Annotated in this window: 22 protein-coding genes; 15 read left to right on the top strand and 7 right to left on the bottom strand. The window is 68.2% G+C overall.

All coding sequences use genetic code 11. The features are described 5' to 3' along the window. Position 1: 1 nt before the first annotated feature. The 4 genes from truB to rpsO all read left to right on the top strand — a co-directional run bounded on the left by truB (position 2) and on the right by rpsO (position 3150). Positions 2-910: a tRNA pseudouridine(55) synthase TruB gene (truB, locus tag EAT49_RS06010; protein ID WP_123641403.1), complete on the top strand. Its 909-nt coding sequence runs from the start codon at positions 2-4 to the stop codon at positions 908-910. Between the two features lie 58 nt (positions 911-968). Beyond that, positions 969-1517 carry a DUF1643 domain-containing protein gene (locus EAT49_RS06015; RefSeq protein WP_123641404.1) on the top strand — a complete coding sequence of 183 codons (549 nt, stop codon included), beginning with the start codon at positions 969-971 and terminating at the stop codon, positions 1515-1517. Between the two features lie 100 nt (positions 1518-1617). Beyond that, entirely contained in the window at positions 1618-2754 is a 1137-nt protein-coding gene (locus tag EAT49_RS06020; RefSeq protein WP_123641405.1) for a calcium-binding protein, read from the top strand. Between the two features lie 126 nt (positions 2755-2880). Further along, a complete protein-coding gene (rpsO, locus tag EAT49_RS06025) occupies positions 2881-3150 on the top strand; it encodes a 30S ribosomal protein S15 (RefSeq protein ID WP_123641406.1) in 270 nt (89 codons plus the stop codon). A 245-nt stretch (positions 3151-3395) separates the two neighbouring features. Here rpsO and EAT49_RS06030 read toward each other — a convergent pair whose 3' ends face one another. Next, complete coding sequence (locus EAT49_RS06030; protein WP_185020673.1) at positions 3396-3962, bottom strand: TetR/AcrR family transcriptional regulator; 567 nt, start codon at positions 3960-3962, stop codon at positions 3396-3398. 86 nt (positions 3963-4048) lie between these two features. Here EAT49_RS06030 and EAT49_RS06035 point away from each other — a divergent pair, with 86 nt between their 5' ends. The 6 genes from EAT49_RS06035 to EAT49_RS06060 all read left to right on the top strand — a co-directional run bounded on the left by EAT49_RS06035 (position 4049) and on the right by EAT49_RS06060 (position 11180). Beyond that, positions 4049-5167 (top strand): FAD-dependent oxidoreductase, encoded by a 1119-nt coding sequence (locus EAT49_RS06035; protein ID WP_123641408.1) that lies wholly within the window; start codon positions 4049-4051, stop codon positions 5165-5167. A gap of 525 nt (positions 5168-5692) precedes the next feature. Continuing rightward, positions 5693-6646: an NAD(P)H-binding protein gene (locus EAT49_RS06040; RefSeq protein ID WP_123641409.1), complete on the top strand. Its 954-nt coding sequence runs from the start codon at positions 5693-5695 to the stop codon at positions 6644-6646. A gap of 254 nt (positions 6647-6900) precedes the next feature. Next, positions 6901-9036 (top strand): polyribonucleotide nucleotidyltransferase, encoded by a 2136-nt coding sequence (pnp, locus tag EAT49_RS06045; protein ID WP_123641410.1) that lies wholly within the window; start codon positions 6901-6903, stop codon positions 9034-9036. A 215-nt stretch (positions 9037-9251) separates the two neighbouring features. Beyond that, a complete protein-coding gene (locus tag EAT49_RS06050) occupies positions 9252-9824 on the top strand; it encodes a L,D-transpeptidase (protein WP_123641411.1) in 573 nt (190 codons plus the stop codon). Between the two features lie 58 nt (positions 9825-9882). Further along, complete coding sequence (locus EAT49_RS06055) at positions 9883-10443, top strand: L,D-transpeptidase (protein WP_123641412.1); 561 nt, start codon at positions 9883-9885, stop codon at positions 10441-10443. 155 nt (positions 10444-10598) lie between these two features. Beyond that, a complete protein-coding gene (locus tag EAT49_RS06060; protein WP_123641413.1) occupies positions 10599-11180 on the top strand; it encodes a L,D-transpeptidase in 582 nt (193 codons plus the stop codon). Between the two features lie 46 nt (positions 11181-11226). Here the strand turns inward: EAT49_RS06060 and EAT49_RS06065 are convergent, their stop codons facing one another. Further along, positions 11227-11880: a peroxiredoxin gene (locus EAT49_RS06065; RefSeq protein WP_123641414.1), complete on the bottom strand. Its 654-nt coding sequence runs from the start codon at positions 11878-11880 to the stop codon at positions 11227-11229. Between the two features lie 209 nt (positions 11881-12089). On the opposite strand from EAT49_RS06065, the gene EAT49_RS06070 reads away from it, so the two are divergent. Further along, on the top strand, positions 12090-13016 hold the full coding sequence (locus EAT49_RS06070; RefSeq protein ID WP_123641415.1) for a VOC family protein: 927 nt from the start codon (positions 12090-12092) through the stop codon (positions 13014-13016). Beyond that, complete coding sequence (locus EAT49_RS06075) at positions 13013-13630, top strand: alpha/beta hydrolase (RefSeq protein ID WP_123641416.1); 618 nt, start codon at positions 13013-13015, stop codon at positions 13628-13630. Before EAT49_RS06070 ends, EAT49_RS06075 begins: the two co-directional genes overlap by 4 nt. Here the strand turns inward: EAT49_RS06075 and EAT49_RS06080 are convergent. Continuing rightward, positions 13608-14258, bottom strand: coding sequence for an RluA family pseudouridine synthase (locus EAT49_RS06080; RefSeq protein ID WP_123641417.1), 651 nt, complete (start codon positions 14256-14258; stop codon positions 13608-13610). The genes EAT49_RS06075 and EAT49_RS06080 overlap by 23 nt on opposite strands. Beyond that, the gene (locus EAT49_RS06085) at positions 14255-14707 is read right to left on the bottom strand and encodes a GAF domain-containing protein (RefSeq protein WP_123641418.1); all 453 of its coding nucleotides are present in this window, start codon (positions 14705-14707) and stop codon (positions 14255-14257) included. Before EAT49_RS06085 ends, EAT49_RS06080 begins: the two co-directional genes overlap by 4 nt. Before the next feature lie 224 nt (positions 14708-14931). On the opposite strand from EAT49_RS06085, the gene EAT49_RS06090 reads away from it, so the two are divergent. After that, entirely contained in the window at positions 14932-16503 is a 1572-nt protein-coding gene (locus tag EAT49_RS06090) for a gamma-glutamyltransferase family protein (RefSeq protein ID WP_123641419.1), read from the top strand. Between the two features lie 58 nt (positions 16504-16561). Here EAT49_RS06090 and hspQ read toward each other — a convergent pair whose 3' ends face one another. Then, positions 16562-16888 (bottom strand): heat shock protein HspQ, encoded by a 327-nt coding sequence (gene hspQ, locus EAT49_RS06095; protein ID WP_123641420.1) that lies wholly within the window; start codon positions 16886-16888, stop codon positions 16562-16564. Positions 16889-17086: 198 nt separating this feature from the next. Here hspQ and EAT49_RS06100 point away from each other — a divergent pair, with 198 nt between their 5' ends. After that, positions 17087-17680 carry a transglycosylase SLT domain-containing protein gene (locus EAT49_RS06100; protein WP_123641421.1) on the top strand — a complete coding sequence of 198 codons (594 nt, stop codon included), beginning with the start codon at positions 17087-17089 and terminating at the stop codon, positions 17678-17680. A gap of 15 nt (positions 17681-17695) precedes the next feature. Here EAT49_RS06100 and EAT49_RS06105 read toward each other — a convergent pair whose 3' ends face one another. Beyond that, entirely contained in the window at positions 17696-18313 is a 618-nt protein-coding gene (locus EAT49_RS06105) for a LolA family protein (RefSeq protein WP_123641422.1), read from the bottom strand. 212 nt (positions 18314-18525) lie between these two features. Here EAT49_RS06105 and dps point away from each other — a divergent pair, with 212 nt between their 5' ends. Next, on the top strand, positions 18526-19005 hold the full coding sequence (gene dps / locus EAT49_RS06110) for a DNA starvation/stationary phase protection protein Dps (RefSeq protein WP_123641423.1): 480 nt from the start codon (positions 18526-18528) through the stop codon (positions 19003-19005). Between the two features lie 108 nt (positions 19006-19113). On the opposite strand, the gene EAT49_RS06115 is transcribed toward dps, so the two are convergent. Then, the gene (locus EAT49_RS06115; protein WP_123641424.1) at positions 19114-22038 is read right to left on the bottom strand and encodes a DNA translocase FtsK; all 2925 of its coding nucleotides are present in this window, start codon (positions 22036-22038) and stop codon (positions 19114-19116) included. Position 22039 lies beyond the last annotated feature (1 nt).

Consider the following 22039-nt stretch of genomic DNA (forward strand, 5'->3'; position numbering starts at 1 on the left):
CATGGCACGGCGGCGCAAGGGGCGCGACATTTCCGGCTGGCTGGTGGTGGACAAGCCCGCGGGCCTCACCTCGGCCGATGTGGTCAACAAGGTGCGCCGCGCCTTCGACGCCCGGAAGGCAGGCCATGCCGGCACGCTCGACCCCGCGGCGACGGGGGTCCTTGCGATCGCCTTCGGCGAGGCCACGAAGACCGTTCCCTACGTCACCGACGCGATGAAGGCCTACCGCTTCACCGTCCGGCTGGGGGCCGAGACCAACACCGACGATGCCGAGGGCGAGGTGGTCCGGACCTCCGACCTGCGTCCCGATGATGCGGCGATCAAGGCGGCGATCTCGGCCTTCATCGGCGAGATCGAACAGGTCCCCCCCGCCTTCTCGGCGGTGAAGATCGACGGCGAGCGGGCCTACAAGCGCGCCCGCGAAGGCGAGGAGCTGACACTGGCGTCGCGGCCGCTCTGGGTCGAGGAGCTGTTGCTGACCGGGCGGCCGTCCGAGGATCTCGTCGAACTGGAACTGACCTGCGGCAAGGGCGGCTATGTTCGCGCCATCGCCCGCGATCTCGGGCGTGCCCTCGGGTGCCTCGGTCATGTCGAAACGCTGCGGAGACTCTGGTCCGGGCCGTTCGATGCCGAGGAGGACGGCGTCAGCCTCGCGCGGATCGAGGAGGCCGGAGACCCCGAGGCGCTCGACGCCCTGCTCCTGCCGCTGGAAGACGGTCTCTTCGACCTGCCGGAGGCGCGCTGCCCGGCGGAAAGCGTCGGACGGCTGAAGAACGGGAACCCCGCCCCTGTCATCGGGACCGGCCTGGAATACGGCGAGGAATGCTGGGCCAGCCATGACGGCCGTGCCATCGCCGTCGGACGCTGGAAGGGCGGAGACCTGCATCCTTCGCGCGTGTTCCACACCTGAGCCGCGTTCCCGCGTCCGACGGGTTTCCATGCGACACTGCCCGCGCTAGAGCCGCGCCATGATCGAGCGCAGCCACCAGAAGGGCGATGCCGCGTCCGTCGCGGTCTATTCGCCCTGCGAGTCCTATCGCTATCTTCTGACCCGAACCTGGACCCCTGCGGGCGCGCGGGCGCTGTTCGTGATGCTGAACCCCTCCACTGCGACCGAGGTGCAGAACGACCCCACGGTCGAACGATGCGAGCGACGGGCGCGGACGCTGGGTTTCGGCGCGTTTCGCGTCACCAACATCTTTGCATGGCGCGCGACCGATCCCAGGGTCCTCCGTCAAGTCGCGGACCCGGTGGGGCCCGATAACGATGCCGCTATCGCAATGAGCGCAACCGAATGGGTTCGGGCCGGGACGGCGGACCGGATCGTCTGCGCCTGGGGCACTCACGGCGCCTATCTCGACCGGGGGCAGAAGGTCGCGCGGCTGCTGGGCGCGAGCGGACATCCGCTCCATCACTTCGGCCTGACCCGGGAGGGGCACCCACGGCATCCCCTCTACGTCGGATATGCCGTTCAGCCGGCAGCCTGGACCGATCCGCCCTCCGCGCAGATCCGTTAACCTCCGCATCCGATTCCTTTCGGACACCGGTCCGGCACATGATATCGTCCGCCGGAACGGCCTGCCTCCGTGCGGGCGCTCCCTGTCACGGAACGACTTCATGATCGGCATGCTCGGCCTCCTCGGCATGGCACTCATCGGCGGCCTTCTGCTCGATCCGTTCGCCGGCAGGACCGACGCGGCGCAAGACAGCGACGGTGCCATCGGCAGCCCGGACGAGGAGGACGGCGCGCCGAAGGCCATGCTGGAGGACTCCGTCGGGGGCGAGGTCGTGCGGGTTCCGGACCTGTGGGATGTCGAGGCCGCCTCGGCCGAGGGCGAGGGCACGGTGGTCTTGCGAAGCAGCCAGGAAGACCCGGTCCTCGACCTTGGCTCCGGCGCACAGGAGGATCGGCCCGAGGTACCTGCCCCCGCGTCGGAGCCGCCGATCCTGCCCGACGGGACGGATGTCACGGACCACGTCCGCGTGATCCCGCAAAAAAGCGGCACCTGGATCGCCGGCACTTCCGCGGACGAGACGTTCGAGGGCACCGACGAGGACGATGCGATCTTCGGGGCGGGCGGCGCCGATACGATCCTCGGCGGCGCGGGCGGCGATTACCTTCACGGCGAGGACGGGGCGGACAGCCTCGAGGGCGGTGCGGGCGACGACACGCTTCACGGCGGACGCGGAACGGACCTGATCGGCGGTGGTGCGGGCAATGACGAACTCTACGGCCACAGCGGGGACGACAGTCTCGAGGGCGGTGAGGGAGACGACCGGCTGGTCGGCGGTGAAGGCGACGACTCTCTGAACGGCGGCGCGGGGAACGACACGCTCGAGGGCGGGCTCGGCCACGACCGGCTGGACGGTGGCGCGGGGGCCGACACGCTGATGGGCGGTGCGGGAAACGATACGCTGTCCGGGGGAGAGGACGATGTCCTCGACTGGCTGAACGGCGGCGCGGGGGACGACACGATCCTGCTGGGCCCGGGCGATGTGGCGACGGGCGGCGGTGGGGCGGACCTGTTCATCGCCGCGTCCGACAACGGGGCGGCCGAGACCGAGACGAGAGTGACGGATTTCGATCCGGAGCAGGACGCGCTGGAGATCCTGCACCCCGGGGACACACCGCCGGAGCTGACCACGGCTGAGGAGGATGGGGACACGCTGCTCTACGCCGACGGGGCGATGATCGTGCGGCTGTCGGGTGTCACCGGGTTCGATGCGGGCACGGTCCGCTTCGTCCAGGGCTGAGGGGCCGCTGTCATTTGGCTTTGCTTTTCCGCTCCGGCTGCTGTAAGCGCCGGGCTTCACGACTCCCGGACCCTGCTGGACGACATCCCGGCTGGGCCCATCCATCGAACCAATGAGGTGACAGCGATGTCGATCACGCCCGCCGAGAAGGCGAAGATCATCAAGGATTACGGCACCAAGGACGGCGACACCGGGTCGCCCGAGGTGCAGGTCGCGATCATGACCAGCCGGATCGCGACGCTGACCGAGCATTTCAAGACCCACAAGAAGGACAACCACGGGCGCCGTGGCCTTCTGATGATGGTCGCCCAGCGCCGGAAGCTGCTCGACTACCTGAAGGCCAAGGACGAGGCCCGGTACCGGGAGCTGATCGGCCGGCTGGGTATCCGCCGCTGAGGCCGGGCGGAGCGTCCACATGTGGACGCTCCGCCAACATACTGACAGAAAACGACAAAAGCGTTCCCAGCTATCCACCAGACAAAGCGGGACATGAATACGCTCGTGGACGCACGTCCCGGATGTTCCGTTTGGGCCTAGCCCCCCGCTCGCTCGTGCTCCAGATCGGCTGTTCGATCCATTCGGGACGTTCAAACCGTATCGCCGTGCGGTCCTCCACGGGCGCACCTCGTGGCACGCTCGGATCAACGCGCCTGCGTTTTCCACCCATCGAGAAACCGATCCACCATGTCCACTGGATCGAACGGAGGGATCGCTCCGGGCTGCGCGCGTCCGACCAGGGCGCCGGCGAGCGACGGGCCGAGGAGCGCGAGCACGGCCGCCATCGGGTCGCTCCCCTGCAGTCGGCCCGCAGCTTGGTGCGCAGCGATCACCTGCGCCGCACGTCCCACGGCAGCGAGGGGAACGGGCCGCACCGCGGCGAGCGCGGGGTCGGTGGGTGCGTGGAGGAGAAAGTCGAAGACGACCGAGCCCAGCCGGTCAAGAAGTTCGGCGTATCCGGCGACGATCGCGCGTAGATCGGCCGCGACGTCCTCGGTCGGTGTCATCGCCTCGGGCGCGAACCGCTCGGCCTCGCGGGCCATCACCGCCGCCATGAGCTTTCCCTTGTCGCCGTAACGCCGGAAGAGCGTCATCTCCCCAACGCCTGCCCGAGCGGCGACCTTGCGGGTGGTCGCGGCGCGGAACCCCTCCTCGCGCCAGACGGCAAGAGCGGCATCGAGGATTCGGTCGGGGTCGATGGCGGCTGGCATGGGGACGCACACTAAACCAGCCTTCCGGCGTTGACACGGGCGACTTGACCGCCACATTGATAGCAGTTGCTAACAATAGGGCCGGCATGTCATCTCCGAACACCACCCCAGACGTCCTGATCGTCGGTGCCGGCCCCACGGGCCTCGCCGCCGCGCTGTTCCTCGCGGATCGCGGGCACCGCCCGCGCATCGTCGAACGGGCGCTCGAACGCTCGACCCATTCCAAGGCGTTCGGCGTGAACGCCCGCTCGCTCGCGCTGTTGGAGGCGTCCGGCGTCACCGAGCGCTTCCTCGCGAACGGCCGCCGTATGACGCGGCTGCACCTGCGCCGCCCGGGACGCGTGCTCGCGACGCTGCGCCTCGACGAGGTCGATCACCGGTATCCCTTTATGCTCGTGCAGTCGCAGGAGGACAGCGAGCGCATCCTGGAGGACGCGCTCGCGGAGCGTGGGGTCAATGTCGAGCGAGGCATCACGGCCAAGGACGTCGAGACCTCCGCGGAGGGGGCCGTGATCGAGGTCGAAGGCCCGAACGGCATGGAACGCATTGCGGCGCCCGTGGTGCTCGCGTCCGATGGGGCGGGCAGCACGATCCGCAAGGCGCTGGGCATCGACTTCCCCGGCACCGCCTACGACGAGCCATGGCGCCTGATCGACGCGGAACTGGACCTATCCCTCGATGCGGACCTCGATCCGGACGCCGCGCAGATCTTCCTCGTGCCCGAGGGCGGGCTGTTCCTCGTCCGCCACGGCGGCTCGCTTTGGCGCCTGCTGGGCAACATACCGGACTTGGAGGCTCTGCTCCCGCCGGGGACGAAGGTAGGCGAGGTCGAATGGCGCTCCGAGTTCCACATCGCAAACCGGGTGGCGGACCGCTTCACGAAAGGCGCCGTCCACATTGCGGGGGACGCGGCGCATGTCCATGCGGGCATCGGCGCGCGGGGCATGAACCTCGGGATCGAGGACGCCCATGTATTTGCCGCCCTCCACGACCGGGGCGAGCTCGACCGCTACGACGCCCTGCGACGCCCCGTCGTGAACCGCGTCGTCGGTCAGATAACCCATGCCATGGCGATGCCCCGGCCCGAAACCTGGCCGGGCCGCACGGTGCGCGCCGCGCCTTGGCTAGTGCCCCTCGCGTTCCCGCTCCTGCGCCGGAAGGCACAGCGGTGGGTGATCGGGCTGGACCACGAGGTGGGGGTGTGACGACTGCGAGATCGCGTGGAACGTCCCGCCGAGTAGTGTTCACCGGCACGCCCGTGTCCCTTCGCTGCACGCCGACCGCCGGACCTGCCGCCCCACGGTGCCTTGCAGCAGCGCACGCATCTGCTCGACCACCGGCACGGGCTTCCAGAACGTGGTGGTCTCGGCGCGGACTCGGCCGGACCGGCCGACCCGCTGCACGGTCTTCTCGCCCGCCGGCTCGCGGTGGTTCCAGCGCCAGACGACCTCGTCGCCGTAGCGCTTGAGGTGGGCCGGCGGGAGCGAATGGACGAGATCCCCTTTGACGAGGTCAGCACGAGCACCATGGCGCAGATCCGGCGCTCCTGCGGGGCCCTGCGGCGTCAGACGGCTGGGTCAGGCGCCGCTTTGTTTAGTGGAGTAGGTGGGAAAGGGTTAATGCCTGTTCGGCGTTAACCCTTTTTCACGTCCTGCCTTCACCGCTCGGGCCGGGCTTGCGGCGGGGCGGCCGCGGCGGCAGGCTTGGCCGGGCGACGTTGGAGGGACGGAATGCGGGTGCTTCTTGTGGGGGCAACGGGGACCATCGGGCGCGCGACGGCGCGGGCGCTCGTGGCCTCCGGGCATGACGCCGTCGCCGTGATCCGCCCGGAGGCCGTCCGGGACACGCTGCCGCGGGGCCTGCGGCTGGTCGAGGGGGACCCGACGGACGGGGAGGCCATGGCCGGGCTGATGCGGGCGGAGCGGATCGAGGCGGTGATCTCCTGTCTCGCGTCGCGCAGCGGCGCGCCGCGCGATGCGGAGGCCATCGACCGGGACGCCCATGTCGCCCTTCTCGCGGCGGCGGAGGACGCGGGCGCGGAGCGATTCGTGCTCCTGTCGGCGATCTGCGTCCAGCGGCCGAAGCTCGCGTTCCAGCGTGCGAAACTGGCGTTCGAAGAGCGCCTGAAGTCGAGCCCGCTGACCTGGTCGATCGTCAGGCCCACGGCTTTTTTCAAGTCGCTTTCGGGACAGGTCGCGCGGGTGCGGGACGGGAAACCGTATCTCCTCTTCGGGGACGGGCGGCTGACCGCCTGCAAGCCGATCTCGGACGACGACCTCGGGCGCTACCTCGTGGGGTGCCTGACAGAGGGGAGCCGCGCCCGCGCGGTCCTGCCCGTGGGCGGGCCGGGGCCGGCGCTCACACCTCGGGACATGGGGGCGATGCTGTTCGACCTGACCGGCAGGGCGCCGGTCTACCGCTCCGTGCCGCCCGGCGCCTTGCGCCTGGTGGCCGGCGTGCTGGGGCTTGCCGGACGGGTCTCTCAACGAGCGGCGGACAAGGCGGAGTTCGCGCGCACCGGGCATTACTATGCGACCGAATCGATGCTGGTCTGGGATGCGGCGCGGGGGCGGTACGACGCGGAGGCGACGCCGGAGTTCGGGAACGAGACCCTGCGGGAGCACTACGCGCGGATGCTTGCGGGGGAGGTGGCGGACGACCGCGGGGCGCATGCGGTGTTTTGAGGGGTTATGGTGGGTTGAAAACCCACCCTACGGGCCTGCGGTGGGTTGGAGAGCCGTCCCACGGGCGTGGAGGGGTGGGGAGGCGCGACCTCAGGGCGCTTTCCTCCTGCCTCGTTTTCCGCTAACAGCGCGGTATCTGAGACGTGACGCCCTGACCCCGGCGCATGGGATGATGGAGGGGTCGGCGGCAATGGGGCCGCCATTGACAAAGGAGGACCGGGACCGCCCGGAGCGCCTCCAGACAGGATACACAGATGTTCGATGTCGTTAAGAAATCCATCCAGTGGGGCGAGGAAACGCTGACACTGGAAACCGGCATGGTTGCCCGTCAGGCGGACGGGTCGGTCATCGCGACCTACGGCGAGACAAGCGTCATGGCCAACGTGACCTTCGCCAAGCAGGCCAAGGAGGGGCAGGACTTCTTCCCCCTCACTGTCCATTACCAGGAAAAATACTATGCCGCGGGCAAGGTGCCCGGCGGCTTCTTCAAGCGCGAGGCGCGGCCGACCGAGAAGGAGACGCTGACCGCGCGCCTGATCGACCGCCCGATCCGCCCGCTCTTCGTCCCCGGCTTCAAGAACGAAGTGCTGGTGATGTGCACGGTGCTCAGCCACGACCTCGTCAACGACCCCGACATGGTGGCGATGATCGCGGCCTCGGCGGCGCTGACCATTTCCGGCGCGCCGTTCATGGGGCCGATCGCGGGCTGCCGCGTGGGCTTCGAGGACGGTGACTATGTTCTGAACCCGACCGTCGACGACATGCAGGGCCTGCGCTCGAACCCCGAGCAGCGGCTGGATCTCGTGGTGGCGGGTACCAAGGACGCGGTCATGATGGTCGAGTCCGAGGCCTACGAGCTGACCGAGGAGGAGATGCTGGGCGCGGTGACCTTCGCCCACGAGCAGATCCAGCCGGTGATCGACCTGATCATCGACCTCGCGGAGCAGAGCGCGAAGGAGCCCTTCGACTTCTCGCCGCCGGACTACTCGGCGCTTTACGAGGCGGTGAAGGCCGCGGGCGAGGAGAAGATGCGCGCGGCCTACGCGATCCTCGACAAGCAGGAGCGGACCGCAGCGGTGGCCCAGGCCAAGACCGACATCAAGGCCGCCCTCACCGAGGAGCAGCTGGAGGATCCGAACCTCGGCTCCGCGCTGAAGAAGCTCGAGTCCACCGTCCTGCGCGGGGACGTGGTGAAGAACGGCAAGCGGATCGACGGGCGCGGCCTCGACGAGGTGCGGCCCATCGTGGCGGAGACGCAGATCCTGCCCCGGACCCACGGATCGGCGCTGTTCACCCGCGGCGAGACCCAGGCGCTGGTCGTGACCACGCTGGGCACCGGCGACGACGAGCAGATCATCGACGCGCTGCACGGCAATTTCCGGTCGAATTTCCTTCTGCACTACAACTTCCCGCCCTACTCGGTCGGCGAAGCGGGGCGTGTCGGACCTCCGGGCCGGCGCGAGATCGGCCACGGCAAGCTGGCGTGGCGGGCCCTGCAGGCGGTTCTGCCGCCGGCGACGGAGTTCCCCTACACGATCCGGCTGGTGTCCGAGATCACCGAGTCGAACGGCTCTTCCTCCATGGCGTCGGTCTGCGGCGGCTCGCTGTCGATGATGGACGCGGGCGTTCCGCTGACCGCGCCTGTCGCGGGCGTCGCCATGGGCCTCGTGCTCGAGGAGGACGGCTCCTACGCGGTGCTGACCGACATCCTGGGCGACGAGGATCACCTCGGCGACATGGACTTCAAGGTCGCGGGCACCGAGAAGGGTATCACCTCGCTGCAGATGGACATCAAGGTCGCGGGCATCACGCCCGAGATCATGCAGAAGGCGCTGGAACAGGCCAAGCGTGGCCGGCTGCACATCCTCGGCGAGATGAACAAGGCCATCTCCTCGGCCGGTGAATTCTCCGTCCATGCGCCGCGGATCGAGACGATGCAGATCCCCACTGACAAGATCCGCGAGGTGATCGGTTCCGGCGGCAAAGTGATCCGCGAGATCGTCGAGGTCTCGGGTGCCAAGGTCGATGTCAACGACGACGGCGTGATCAAGATCGCGAGCCCGAACGGCGAGGCCATCAAGAAGGCCTACGACATGATCTATTCGATCGTGGCGGAGCCCGAGGAGGGCGGCATCTACAAGGGCACCGTGGTCAAGATCGTGGACTTCGGGGCCTTCGTGAACTTCTTCGGCAAGCGCGACGGGCTGGTGCATGTCAGCCAGATCGAGAACCGGCGGCTGAACCATCCGTCTGACGTGCTGAAGGAAGGCCAGGAAGTCTGGGTGAAGCTGCTGGGCTTCGACGACCGCGGCAAGGTGCGGCTGTCGATGAAGGTGGTCGACCAGGAGACGGGACAGGAAGTGTCGAAGGACGCCGAGCCGGCGGAGTGATCCGCGGTTTCTGAGACCGAGGGTGGTACCGGACGATGTCCGGGGCCGCTTCCGAACGACGATCGGGGCACCGGAGCCGGAGCGCGACTTTTTCAGGACGCTCACAAGCCCGTGCTTCAGGGACCATTTTGCTTTCTGAACCGTTAGTCAGTACATTAACTTGGGGAGAGACTTGGCCGCTCTGCCCGCCTGCCATGCAAGAATGAGTGAATCCGATGCAAAACCGTCGTTCCTTCATCGCGACCGCGCTCGCCAGCGGCGCTGCTGTCGCGCTCGGGCCCGCCGCCGCGACAGCCCAGACCGAAGCGTTCCCGCGCGAGATGATGCCGCGCATGTTCAAGCTGGCGGAGCCTCTGCCGCCCGGCACGATCCACGTCTTCCCGAACGAGTTCAGCCTCTACTGGTCCCTGCCCGAAGGCGACGGGACCGTGATCCGTTATGCCGTGCGCATCGCCCGGGACGGGCTGTACGAATCGGGGACCTTCACGGTTGGCGCCAAGAAGGAATGGCCCTCCTGGCGGCCGACCGATGAGATGATCGAGCGCGAGCCGCACAACTATGCGCAATATGCCGATGGCATGCCCGGCGGTCCCGACAACCCGCTCGGTGCGCGGGCGCTCTACCTGTTCCAGCCGGGCCGCGGCGACACGTTCCTGCGGATCCACGGCGTGCCGAACCCGCGGACCATCGGACGCAGCGTCTCGAACGGCTGCGTAGGCATGGTGAACAGCCATATCGTGCATCTCTACGACCAGGTGCCCCTGAACACGGTTGTGAACCTGCTTTAAGGGACCGGATGCGGCCCGGTCGGGCCGCACGCCGCTCCGCTGCCTCTGGAGGAAGACCATGATCGACCGCCGCAGTTTCCTTGCCTCGGCCGGTGCCGCAGGGGCTTCGCTGCTCGCCGCTCCGGCGCTGGCCAATGCGCCGACGCAGATCCCGCCGGACATGCGGCGCCAGATGGTCGATCTGAACACGGACCTGACGCCGGGCGATATCCATCTCTACCGGCGCAGCCACAACCTCTACTTCATCCTTCCGGGCCGCCAGGCCATGGCCTACAAGATCGGGGTCGGGGAGCTCGGCCTGCAGTTCGACGGGACGCTGACCATCGGCCGCAAGGCGGAATGGCCCTCGTGGACGCCCACGGCGAACATGATCCGGCGGGAACCCGAGAAGTACCGGCAGTTCGCGGGCGGCGTGCCCGGCGGTCCGGACAACCCGCTCGGCGCGCGGGCGCTCTACCTGCACCGGGGCGGGCGGGATACCCTTTACCGGATCCACGGTACGCCGCAGCCCTGGACCATCGGGATGAGCACCACGAACGGCTGCATCCGGATGTTCAACGAGGACGTCATCGACCTTTACGAACGCGTGCGCATCGGGGCGAGCGTGATCGCCCACTGAGGCCCGGAACCGCGTTCGAGACAGTGACGCCGGCTGGCAACAGCCGGCGTTATTGTTTCCGGAATGGCGCCAAAAGGGGCGCTTTGCCCTCGCTGTGCCGCAATTCGGCAGTAGCGCTCTGTGTCGACCGAGTCGTCTTTCGCAACAGGACCGACATGCTGACACGACGGAATGCCCTGCTGGGCGCCATCACCGCGACCGCGGCCACGATGGCCGTGCCTGTCGCTGCCCGATCCGATACGCTGAGCACCTCGAACTATCGCGTGCCGCTTCGTCATCTTCCGCGCCGCGTCGAGGTGCCGGCCGACTTTCAGCCCGGCGTGATCTACGCCGTGAATGCGCAGCATCAGCTCTACTGGGTCGACGTGCCGGGACAGGCCATCCGCTATGTCATGGCCATCGGCGCGGAGGGCCGCGCCCTTACCGGAGCGGCCGTCATCCGGCGCAAGGTTATCCAGCCGTCCTGGCGTCCGACCCTGTCGATGATCGAGGCCGAGCCCGAAATCTACGCCCGATTTCGCGACGGCCTCCCCGGCGGCCACCCGATGAACCCCCTGGGGGCCGCGGCGCTCTATCTCTACCGGGGCAACCGCGATACGCTCTATCGCATCCACGGCACGCCGCAGCCCTGGACCATGGGCCGATCCTTCTCGTCCGGCTGCCTGCGCCTCGTGAACGAGCACATCCTCGATCTCTACGCGCGCGTGCCGCTGGGAACGCCCGTCCTCGTCATCTGAGGGGCTGGCCCGGGAGACCGGACCAGCCGTCGCGCGCCATGGAGGGTCAGGCGGGCAGCTTTGCCTTGCGCAGGTAGGGCAGGACGGTGTCGATGCTGCCGTATTTGGCAATGGCATCCTCGTCGGACACCGCGACGGGGACGATCACGTCCTGTCCAACAGTCCAGTTCGCGGGCGTCGCGACATTCTCCCGCGCGGAGGTCTGGAGCGCATCGAGGGCGCGCAGAACCTCGGCGAAGTTGCGTCCGACAGTCATCGGGTAGGTCATGCTGAGCTTCAGCTTCTTGTCCGGGCCGACGATGAAGACTACGCGCACGGTGGCGCTGTCGGCGGGCGTGCGGCCGTCGGGGAGGTAGGCATCCGCGGGTAGCATGTCGAAGGCCTTCGACATCTCGAGATTGTCGTCCGCAACGATAGGAAAGCCAGCGGGCGCGCCGCAGGTCGCCTCGATGTCACCCTTCCACTTCTTGTGATCCTCGACGCTGTCGACGGAGATCCCCATGACCTTGGTCCCGCGCTTCTCCCATTCGGCATGAAGCTGCGCCACCGCTCCGAACTCGGTCGTGCAGACGGGGGTGAAGTCCTTCGGATGGGAAAAGAGGATCGCCCAGCTGTCGCCGATCCAGTCATGCAGGGAAAAGGTACCCTGATCGGTCTCGACGGTCAGGTCGGGGACGGTGTCGTTGATCCTGAGTGCCATGTCATCGCTCCTTTGTGAAGATACATTGACGATTCGAGATATATTCGTCCTCCGGGAAGGTCCACCGAAGGAAGGGCATGATCGGCCCCTGCGGCGGCGTGTCTCTCCTTCGCAGCAAACTTGCACAGGGGTCGTTCGTCGCGCGGCCTTCTGTGCGGGTGTGTGGCGTCCTATCTCCGGGGTCAAGACCAGCTAGAGGGAGTCGACCAATGCTTTCGCAGATCAAAGGGTTGCATCACGTGACCTCGATGGCCTCTTCGGCCACGGAGAACAACAGGTTCTTCACGCGGGTCCTTGGCCTGCGCCGTGTCAAGAAGACCGTCAACTTCGACGCTCCGGATGTCTACCACCTCTACTACGGCGACGAAACCGGCACGCCCGGGACGGTGATGACCTATTTCCCCTTTCCGAACGCGCGGCGCGGCCGGCCTGGCGCGGGCGAGGTCGGCACGACCCGCTTCGCGATCCCGAAGGGCAGCGCGGACGCCTGGGCGGAGCGGCTTGCGACCTTCGAGGTTGCCGGTATCCGTCGCGGGCAGCTGTTCGGGGCCGAGACCGTGCGGTTCGAGGGACCGGACGGGGACGGGTTCCTGCTCGTCGAGGCCGAGGACGACCGCGCGCCGTGGACCGGCGGCGACATTTCCGATGACATGGCGATCCGCGGCTTTCATTCCGTGGACATGCGGCTGAGGGATGCGGGGCGACAGGAGGAGCTTCTGCGCTTCATGGGCTACGAGGAAGTGGACCGTGACGGCAGCCTGATCCGGCTCGCCGTTCCCGGCGAGGCGGCGACGGTGGTGGATCTCGACATCCAGCCGGGCGCGGGGACCGCGGCGCAGGGCGCGGGGTCGGTGCATCACGTGGCCTTTGCGGTGGAAAACCGGGCACGGCAGCTCGAGGTGCGGGAGGCGCTGCTCGATACCGGCTACCAGGTCACGCCGGTGATCGACCGGGATTACTTCTGGGCGATCTATTTCCGCACGCCGGGCGGGGTGCTGTTCGAAGTGGCGACGAACGAGCCCGGCTTCGACCGGGACGAGGACCGCGCGCATCTGGGTGAGGCGCTGAAACTGCCGAGCCAGCACGAGCATCTGCGCGCGGCGCTGGAGCAGCATCTGGAGCCGCTGGGCGCATGACCTATCACGCTGCATTCACCGAAGGGGCGCCGGGCGCGCCCCTCCTCTTCACGTTCCACGGGACCGGCGGGACCGAGGCGCAGTTTCACGACGTGGCTTCGGAGCTGGTGCCCGGCGCCCATGTGGTCAGCCCGCGCGGCGACGTCAGCGAGGGCGGCGCGCTGCGGTATTTCCGGCGGACCGGAGAGGGGGTCTATGACATGGAGGACCTCGCCCGCCGGACGGAAGCGATGGCGGGGTTCCTGAGGGAGCGGCGCGCGGCGCTGGGGTCGCCGCTGGTGGCCGGTCTGGGCTATTCCAACGGGGCCAATATCCTCGCCAGCGTCGCCATGGCCGATCCGGGGATCGTCGACCGGATGGCGCTCCTGCATCCGCTGATCCCGTTCGAGCCCGAGCCGCAGCCGGGCCTTGCCGGGCGGCAGGTGCTGATCACGGCGGGGCGGCGCGATCCGATCTGCCCGGCACCCCTGACGGAGCGGCTGGCGGAATGGCTGAGGGCGCAGGGTGCGGAGGTGGAACTTGTCTGGCACGAGGGCGGGCACGAGATCCGGCAGGAGGAGGTGACGGCGGTCGCCGGCTTCCTCGCGCCGCTCAGAACGGCGCCGGCGCGGTGATCTGAAGGCCTTCCCCGCCGTCGGGGTGGCGCAGGCGCAGGGTCTCGGAATGCAGCATCATGCGAGGATGGTCGAGCGCCGGCCCGGTGGCATAGAACGGATCGCCAAGGATCGGGTGGCCCAGGGACAGCATGTGCACCCTGAGCTGGTGCGAGCGCCCGGTGCGCGGCATCAGACGCACGCGGGTTTCCGTGTCGGAGGCGCGCACCACACGCCAGTCGGTGACGGCGGGCTTGCCGCGCTCGTGGTCGACCATCTGCAGGGGGCGGTTGGGCCAATCCACGATCAGCGGCAGGTCCACCGTCCCGGTGCGGGGCGACAGCCGCCCGGCCACGCGGGCGACATAGGTCTTCTTCATGTGACGCCGCTCGAACTGGAGGCCGAGGTGGCGCTGGGCGTGGGGCGTCAGAGCGAAGACCATGACGCCCGAGGTATCGCGGTCGAGCCGGTGCACGAGAAGAGCGGTGGGAAAGGCCGCCTGCACGCGGGTCAGGAGGCAGTCGGACAAGTGCTCGCCCCGGCCGGGCACGGACAGTAGCCCCGCGGGTTTGTCCACCAGCAGGAGCTCGTGATCCTGGTGCAGGATCGAGAGCGGCGTGTCAGGGGGATTGTAGCCCGGGGGGATCATGCCCGGGCGAAGGTGGCCTGAAGGATCGCGGTCAGCGCCTCGGCGTCCGCTTCGTCGAAGGCGGCGGGGCGGTCGCTGTCGATGTCGAGCACGGCGATGAGCGCGCCCGATGCATCGCGGACAGGCAGGACGATTTCCGAACGGGTCGAGGAGGAACAGGCGATGTGGCCCGGGAAGGCCTCCACGTCATCGACGAGCTGGACCTCGCCGGTCCGGGCGGCGGCGCCGCAGACGCCCCGGGAAAACTGGATCGTCAGGCAGCCGTGGCCGCCCTGGTAGGGCCCGATCTTCAGAAGGTCGGGCGCCACGACGCGGTAGAAGCCGGTCCAGTCGAACCGGTCGTCGGCATGGTGCAACTCGCAGGCCACGGTCGCCATCAGGGCGACGGGATCGCTCTCCCCCTCGGTGAGGGCGGCGATGCGGGTCGCAAGCTCTGGATAATCGGCCATGTCTTCCCCGGTGTCGTGGCATCGGGGGCAATGCCCCCACTCCGCCCTAATGCCTCCGCACTCAGGTCAGAGTCGAGGGCGAGAACGTTTCCCGTAGCTGCATCTGGCTTCCCTCGGCGCCGCGTGTGTTTGCCCCCACCCAGTTGCGCGGCGTCGAGGCTCTCTACTCCTTGCCCATGCCGCCGAGGTGTCTAGTGTCGCCGGCTCAAAGGAGGACCTGTCCCATGCGCGATTTCCATCTTCCCGGCCGTTCGCCCGTCCTGTGCCAGAACGGCATGGTGGCCACGTCCCACCCGCTGGCGGCCAAGGTCGGAGTGCAGATGCTCGAGGCCGGGGGCAACGCGCTCGACGCCGCCATCGCCGCGGCCGTGCTGCTCGAGATCTGCGAGCCACAGATGACGGGGATCGGCGGGGACTGTTTCGCGCTGATCTCGCGACCGGGCGAGGATGTCATCGCGATGAACGGCTCGGGCCGGGCGCCTGCCGCTCTCGATGCGGGGAGGCTGCGCGCGGAGTTCGGCGCGACGATGCCGGAACACGGGCCGCAGACGGTCACGATTCCCACGGCGGTGGATGCCTTTTGCCGGCTGAACTCCGATCACGGGCGGATGAGCCTCGGCGATGTGCTCGCTCCGGCGGTGCACTATGCGGAAGCCGGGGTGCCCGTGGCGCCGCGGGTCGCGTCGGACTGGGCAGGGGTCTCGCATCTGCATGCGTCCGGGAAGACGCACCTGACGAAGGACGGCGCCCCCTACCTTACGGGCGACATCTTTCGCGCGCCGGGGCTGGCGGAGGTCTTGCGGCGGATCGCGGTCGAGGGGCGGGACGCCTTCTACACCGGCGAGGTGGCCGAGGACATGGTCGACACGCTGCGCGCCCTAGGCGGGGTGCATACGCTGGACGACTTCGCCGCGGCCCAGGCGGAGTACACCAGCCCCGTGAGCGCGAGTTATGGCGGACACGAGGTGGTGGAGCATCCGCCGAACGGTCAGGGCGCCACTGCACTCCTGATCCTGAACATCCTCAAGAATTTCGACCTGAAGTCGATGGACCCGTTCGGAGCGGAACGGGCGCACATCGAGACCGAGGCCGCACGGCTGGCCTACGATGCGCGGAACCGCTTCCTGGCCGATCCCGACTACATGACGCGTCTCGACCACCTCTTGAGCCAGGACACGGCCGACGGGCTGGCCGCGCTGATCCGGCCCGATGCGGTGCTGCCCGAGGGGATGGAACCGGCGGGCGCCGTGCACCGGGATACGGTCCTGATCACCGCGGTTGACCGGGACCGCATGTCGGTCTCGCTGATCTATTCGGTATTCCGCACCTTCGGATCGGGCGTCGTCACGGATCGCTTCAACCTTCTGCTGCACAACCGGGGATCTGGCTTCTCGTTGAAGGAGGGGCATCCGAACGAGGCCGCGCCGGGCAAGCGGCCGATGCACACGATCATCCCCGGTCTCGTACGGAAGGACGGCGCGACGATCATGCCTTTCGGTGTCATGGGTGGCCCCTACCAGGCCCATGGTCATGCCCGGCTGCTGACGAACCTGCTGGATTACAGGATGGCGCCTCAGGAGGCGATCGACGCGCCGCGGCTGTTCCACAGGGACGGCGCCCTGGAGGTGGAACGCGGTTATGCCGAGACGGTTCGGGCGCGGCTGGCGGAGATCGGTCACCGCGTGCTCGTGCCCGAGGCCCCGGTCGGCGGCGCGCAGGCCATCCTGATCCGCCCGGACGGCGTTCTGGAGGGCGCAAGCGACCATCGCAAGGACGGCTGCGCGCTGGGCTACTAGAGACAAGTGCGCCCGGCCGTCCGGCGGTCGGGCGCTGCGATCTGACGGCGGGGCGTCGTCAGTTCAGCTGGACCTGCAAGGGATAGAATCCGTCCTCGAAGGGGCCGAACAGCTCCGGCAGGTCGGGGTGATCGACCGGCTGGCCGGAGTAGTCGGCCACGAGGTTCTGCTCGGAGACATAGGCCACATAGTAGCTCTGGTCGTTCTCGGCGAGCAGGTGGTAGAACGGCTGGTTGCGGGACGGGCGGCTTTCCTCGGGGATCGCCTCGTACCATTCCTCGGTGTTGTTGAACTTCGGATCTACGTCGAAGACGACCCCCCGGAACGGGTGCTTGCGATGACGGACCACCTGTCCGAGGCTGTATTTCGCGCGGCTCTTCAGCATTGATCGAACCCCCATTGACAGGTTGGTAACTGTGTCCCCTACCCCGAGTCCACCGGGGTGGGTCAAAAACACTCGAAACAGTGTGTCGAATCACCGCGGACAGCGGCATGTCGCGGCGCGCGGCCGACCTAGACCGTTTCCCAACGCGACACGGTGTGCTAGAGTTTCCTCAATAAGAAAAGAGATTGCGAGAGGCAGATGAGCAGACTCATTCTCGCGCTGGCCATCGTAACCGCGTTGGGATCCTGTTCCCGACCGGGCGGTGGAACTGCGCCCGACAACCTCGACAACGCGTGTTCGATCCTCGCGGAGCGGCCGCACTACGCCCGCGCCTTCCGCGAGGCGGAGCGCAAGTGGGGCGTGGAGCCCCATGTGCTGATGGCGATGATCTATCAGGAATCGAAGTTCATCTCGAACAACAGGCCGCCGCACCAGTTCGTGCTGGGCGTGATCCCCACCGGACGGATGAGCTCCGCCTATGGCTACAGCCAGGCGCTCGACGGGACATGGGACGAGTATCTCGTAAGTCGCGCCGCCGCGCCGAGGGCCCGGCGCGACGACATGCGCCACGCGGCGGATTTCATGGGCTGGTACATGACCCTGACCAAGCGGGAGCTGGGCATTCCGCTCGATGACGTGCGCAACCAGTACCTCGCCTATCACGAGGGGCGCGGGGGCTTCAGCCGGCAGAGCTACCTCGCGAAAGGCTGGCTGATGCGGGTGGCCGGCGAGGTCGAGTCGCGCGCCGTTCTCTACGAAGCCCAGCTGGCGCGCTGCCCGCGGCGGATCTGAGGCCGGTCCGGGGCGTCAGCCGCCCCAGCGCCGCGCCTCGGCGGTGATGTTGAACCGGCTGTCGGGGATCGCGACGTTCTTGGCGAGGTCCCCAAGGATCACCGTGGTCTGGGTGCCGGTGTCGTCCGTGACGATCCATTGGCGCAGTTCGGTCGGGTTGCCGGTGAAGCGCAGCTGGATATTCCCGAGTTGCGGGCGCTGCGGGTCCTGCGCGGTCACGGTGGTGGCCGTCCCGTCGTAGGTGTGGCGGGTCACCATGCCGGACTGCCCAAGATCGATGGTGCTCTCGAGGATGATCTTGAGCGGGGTCTCCGCCAGCGGATAGCGTTCCGGGTTGGTGTCCGACTGCGGGTCGAAGATCGCGACGGACCCGCCGCCCGACAGCACGAGGCTGCGGTCGGGCGGATTGTATTCGAAGCGGATGCGGCCGGGCCGCTTGATGTAGATCTGGCCGGTCGAGATCGTCCCGTCGGCGTTGATCTGCGTGAATTCCCCCTGGGCGGTGGTGAAGGAATTCAGGTGGCGGCTGACCTCGGCAAGGGACAGCTGCTGGGCCGCCGCCGCGGTGGCGAGCGGCAGGGAAAGGGTTGCGAGAGAGGCCGCGAGGAAGGTGCGTCGGCGAAGGAGGGTCATCGTCTGTGGGTCTTTCGATCTCTGGTCGGGCGTCCTGCCCTACATAGGAGGAGATGCGCCGGAATGCCCGTGTCATGCGATATCACTTCATGTCACGCTTCGTCGCGGACGCATGGCCCCGTGATGGAACCAGCCCCGTTCCTTGCGTCTTGTTCCGGGGAAAGGCGGCGACCAAAGGCCGCCAGGACCTGTTCCAAGCCATGGAGGACCAAATGCCCGAAGCTTTCGTCAAGGGTCTCGACGACAATGCCCGAAAGACGTCCATCGAGAACCTGAACGCCTGTCTCGCCGACACCGAGGCGATGACGCTCGCGGTCAAGCAGGCGCACTGGAACCTCAAGGGTCGAGGCTTCATCGGCGTGCACGAACTGCTCGATGACGCGGCGGAGCACCTCCGGGAGGCCGCGGACCTGATGGCGGAGCGGGCGGTGATCCTCGGCGGCTATGCAAAGGGCACGATCGAGGAAGCGGCGCGGCGGTCGCGGATCGAGGCCTATCCGCTGGAGATCGAGGCGATCGACGACCACATCGTGGCGCTGACCGACCGCTATCTCGAGTACGGCAAGCTGTTGCGCGAGGCGCTCTCGGCCTCGGGCGAGGCGGGCGACGACGACACCGAGGACCTGTTCACCGAGGTCAGCCGGATCGTTGACAAGGACGCCTGGTTCATCGGCGCCAACCGGCCGAACTGAGGCGGGCCCGCGAGCAGAAGACGGGAGCCGCCCGCGGGGCGGCTCCTTTTATGTGTCGCGGGACGTGTGTTGGAAACCCGGCCGGCAGGGGCGGCTCCGCCCCTCGGATCAGACTTCGGGGACCAGCACCTCGCGCTTGCCGACATGGTTGGCGGGGCTGACGACGCCCTCTTCCTCCATCTGCTCCACCAGCCGGGCGGCCTTGTTGTAGCCGATGGCGAGCTTGCGCTGAATGTAGGAGGTGGAGCACTTGCGATCCTTGGCGACGATATGGACGGCCGTGTCGTAGAGGGCAGTCTCTGTGTCGGGATTCCCCGCCGCGGCCCCTAGTCCCAGGACTGCGTCGATGTCGCTTTCCGTTCCCTCGTCCGGCCCCTCGACCACGCCGGACTTGTAGTCGGGCGGGCCGAACTGCTTGAGGTGGTTGACGATCTCCTCTACCTCCTCGTCCGACACGAAGGGGCCGTGCACACGGGTGATCTTGGCCCCGCCGGCCATGTAGAGCATGTCGCCCTGCCCGAGGAGCTGTTCCGCCCCCTGCTCTCCGAGGATGGTGCGGCTGTCCACCTTGGAGGTGACCTGGAAGCTGATCCGGGTCGGGAAGTTCGCCTTGATCGTGCCGGTGATGACATCGACCGAAGGACGCTGCGTGGCCATGATGATGTGGATGCCGGAGGCCCGCGCCATCTGGGCGAGGCGCTGGATGCAGGCCTCGATCTCCTTGCCCGCGACCATCATCAGGTCGGCCATCTCGTCCACGATGACGACGATGTAAGGCATGGTTTCGGGAATGATCTCCTCGGTCTCGAACACGGGATCGCCGGTCTCGTCATCGAAGCCGGTCTGCACGGTCCGGCTGAAGGTCTCGCCCTTAGACAGCGCGTCGCGGACGCGGCCATTGTAGCCCTCGATGTTGCGCACGCCCATCTTGGACATCTTGCGGTAGCGGTCTTCCATTTCCGCCACGGTCCATTTCAGCGCGACCACGGCCTTTTTCGGGTCGGTCACCACCGGGCTGAGAAGATGGGGGATGCCGTCGTAGACGCTGAGTTCCAGCATCTTCGGGTCGATCATGATGAGCCGGCATTCCTCGGGCGAAAGCTTGTAGAGCAGGCTCAGGATCATGGTGTTGATCGCCACCGACTTGCCCGAGCCGGTGGTGCCCGCGATCAGCAGGTGTGGCATCTTGGCGAGGTTGGCGATCACCGGCTCGCCGCCGATGTCCTTGCCCAGCGCCAGCGGCAGGCGCTGGTTGCCGTCACCGAAGTCGCGGGAGGCGAGCATCTCGCGCAGGACGACCATCTCGCGCTTCTCGTTCGGCAGTTCGATGCCGATGACCGAGCGGCCCGGCACGGTGGAGACACGGGCGGACAGGGCCGACATGGACCGCGCGATGTCGTCGGCGAGGCCGATGACGCGGGAGGCCTTCAGGCCCGGCGCGGGTTCGAGCTCGTACATGGTGACGACGGGGCCAGGGCGGACGGAGACGATCTCTCCCTTCACGCCGTAGTCGTCGAGCACGTTCTCGAGCATCCGGGCATTGGCCTCGAGCGCCTCGTCGGAGAGGTGATGGCGGGCGATTGTCTCGGGGCTGGTCAGAAGGCCCAGCGGCGGGACCTCGTAAGCCTCGGCCTCGGGGGGATCGAAGGCGAGTTGCGGCTGGGCCTCGGCCATCGCACGGCGCGAGGGCTGGGGCCGGCGCGGCGGGGCGTGATCGACGACCGGACGGACAGGGTCGGCCTCCGGCGCGGGAGCCGCGGCACGCATCGTCATTCCGCCCAGCGCCGTGGAGGGCGGCGGGCCATCGACGAGTTCGGGCGTGGGCATGTTGTCGGGGAAGTCGTCTTCCTCGAGAACCGCGTCCCGGGCGGCGACGCGGGCCGTGACGCCGTCCTCCGAACCGCGGGGCTGCATGTGCGCCTTGGTGAGCGGCGGCTCGCCGCGGAGGGCCGAAGGGGCGGTGTCGGCGATCAGCGGTTCGCGCTTGCGCCTCGCGGCGGCGGCCGCAACCGCGGCGGAGGTTCCGTTGGCGGTGAGCGGCGCGCGAACGCGCGCCTTGATCGCGCCCATGATCTTCGAACGGACGCGGTCGTCCGGCGCATCGTCCTCGCCCTCGTCCTCGACCAGGACGGGCGGTTCGCCGCGCTTCAGCAGGTTCGGCATGCGCCCCAGAAGACCGGAGCGGGGGGTATCGACGGGGGGGTCCTCGGTGGTCAGGTCGCGCGCCTGGGCCTCCGCCTGGGCGCGCCGGGCGCGGATCACGGCGGCGACGCGATCGGCGGGCGCGTCCTCGGGCTCGGGCCTCTGCGCGGCGCGGTCGGCCCGAGCCTCGGCGCGGGCGGCGAGGCTCTCGCGGCCCGCGGCAACACCCGTCACGGCGGCCTTTGCCCCCCGGGCGACGAGGGCCAGCACGAGCGCATAGGCGGCGACAAGGCCGAACCAGAGGAACCGCCCGATGGTGCGCAGTTCCTCGCGGGTGAAGCCGGTGGCGAAGAGGACCAGCGCCAGCGTCAGCACGGCGATCACCGCGGAGAGGAGTTTCACGCCAAGGAGCGGGCCCACCGGCACGAGGGTCAGGGCGATGGAAAGGGCGGTATCGCCGAAGAGTCCGCCAAGACCGAAGGAATGGGGCCAGTCGGCGCCCGGCACGAGCGTGGAGGCGTAGATCGACAGGAGGGCGATGGCGATGGGCGCGAAGATCAGGCAGCCGATGGCCCGGTCATGGCCGCGGTGCAGAAGAAAGCGCAGACCCCAGGCGAGGAGCATTCCGCCGATGCCGAGGGCGCCCCAGCCGATCACCATGAAGAGCGGCGCGGCGACGGCGGCGCCGACGAGGCCCATCCAGTTCTGCACCGGATCGTCGGTGGCGGTGATCCAGGATGGGTCCTCGGGCGTGTAGGACCAGACCGCGGCGAGGGCCGCGAGACCGGCGACCACGAGCACGAGCCCGACGAGCTCCCGCCCCCGGCGCTGCAGGGCGGCGTGGGTCGTGCTGTCGAGAAGCGGGTCGCGGGTCCGGGTCTGGTAGGCCATG

Origin of the sequence: Histidinibacterium lentulum, from assembly GCF_003789055.1 — a bacterium.
In the GTDB taxonomy this organism is placed as follows: domain Bacteria; phylum Pseudomonadota; class Alphaproteobacteria; order Rhodobacterales; family Rhodobacteraceae; genus Oceanicola; species Oceanicola lentulus.

What these genes read in the sequence shown, in the direction of transcription:
- truB (WP_123641403.1), top strand. Translation starts at nt 2, where the DNA reads ATGGCACGGCGGCGCAAGGGGCGCGACATTTCCGGCTGGCTGGTGGTG.
- EAT49_RS06015 (WP_123641404.1), top strand. Translation starts at nt 969, where the DNA reads ATGATCGAGCGCAGCCACCAGAAGGGCGATGCCGCGTCCGTCGCGGTC.
- EAT49_RS06020 (WP_123641405.1), top strand. Translation starts at nt 1,618, where the DNA reads ATGATCGGCATGCTCGGCCTCCTCGGCATGGCACTCATCGGCGGCCTT.
- rpsO (WP_123641406.1), top strand. Translation starts at nt 2,881, where the DNA reads ATGTCGATCACGCCCGCCGAGAAGGCGAAGATCATCAAGGATTACGGC.
- EAT49_RS06030 (WP_185020673.1), bottom strand. Translation starts at nt 3,962, where the DNA reads ATGCCAGCCGCCATCGACCCCGACCGAATCCTCGATGCCGCTCTTGCC.
- EAT49_RS06035 (WP_123641408.1), top strand. Translation starts at nt 4,049, where the DNA reads ATGTCATCTCCGAACACCACCCCAGACGTCCTGATCGTCGGTGCCGGC.
- EAT49_RS06040 (WP_123641409.1), top strand. Translation starts at nt 5,693, where the DNA reads ATGCGGGTGCTTCTTGTGGGGGCAACGGGGACCATCGGGCGCGCGACG.
- pnp (WP_123641410.1), top strand. Translation starts at nt 6,901, where the DNA reads ATGTTCGATGTCGTTAAGAAATCCATCCAGTGGGGCGAGGAAACGCTG.
- EAT49_RS06050 (WP_123641411.1), top strand. Translation starts at nt 9,252, where the DNA reads ATGCAAAACCGTCGTTCCTTCATCGCGACCGCGCTCGCCAGCGGCGCT.
- EAT49_RS06055 (WP_123641412.1), top strand. Translation starts at nt 9,883, where the DNA reads ATGATCGACCGCCGCAGTTTCCTTGCCTCGGCCGGTGCCGCAGGGGCT.
- EAT49_RS06060 (WP_123641413.1), top strand. Translation starts at nt 10,599, where the DNA reads ATGCTGACACGACGGAATGCCCTGCTGGGCGCCATCACCGCGACCGCG.
- EAT49_RS06065 (WP_123641414.1), bottom strand. Translation starts at nt 11,880, where the DNA reads ATGGCACTCAGGATCAACGACACCGTCCCCGACCTGACCGTCGAGACC.
- EAT49_RS06070 (WP_123641415.1), top strand. Translation starts at nt 12,090, where the DNA reads ATGCTTTCGCAGATCAAAGGGTTGCATCACGTGACCTCGATGGCCTCT.
- EAT49_RS06075 (WP_123641416.1), top strand. Translation starts at nt 13,013, where the DNA reads ATGACCTATCACGCTGCATTCACCGAAGGGGCGCCGGGCGCGCCCCTC.
- EAT49_RS06080 (WP_123641417.1), bottom strand. Translation starts at nt 14,258, where the DNA reads ATGATCCCCCCGGGCTACAATCCCCCTGACACGCCGCTCTCGATCCTG.
- EAT49_RS06085 (WP_123641418.1), bottom strand. Translation starts at nt 14,707, where the DNA reads ATGGCCGATTATCCAGAGCTTGCGACCCGCATCGCCGCCCTCACCGAG.
- EAT49_RS06090 (WP_123641419.1), top strand. Translation starts at nt 14,932, where the DNA reads ATGCGCGATTTCCATCTTCCCGGCCGTTCGCCCGTCCTGTGCCAGAAC.
- hspQ (WP_123641420.1), bottom strand. Translation starts at nt 16,888, where the DNA reads ATGCTGAAGAGCCGCGCGAAATACAGCCTCGGACAGGTGGTCCGTCAT.
- EAT49_RS06100 (WP_123641421.1), top strand. Translation starts at nt 17,087, where the DNA reads ATGAGCAGACTCATTCTCGCGCTGGCCATCGTAACCGCGTTGGGATCC.
- EAT49_RS06105 (WP_123641422.1), bottom strand. Translation starts at nt 18,313, where the DNA reads ATGACCCTCCTTCGCCGACGCACCTTCCTCGCGGCCTCTCTCGCAACC.
- dps (WP_123641423.1), top strand. Translation starts at nt 18,526, where the DNA reads ATGCCCGAAGCTTTCGTCAAGGGTCTCGACGACAATGCCCGAAAGACG.
- EAT49_RS06115 (WP_123641424.1), bottom strand. Translation starts at nt 22,038, where the DNA reads ATGGCCTACCAGACCCGGACCCGCGACCCGCTTCTCGACAGCACGACC.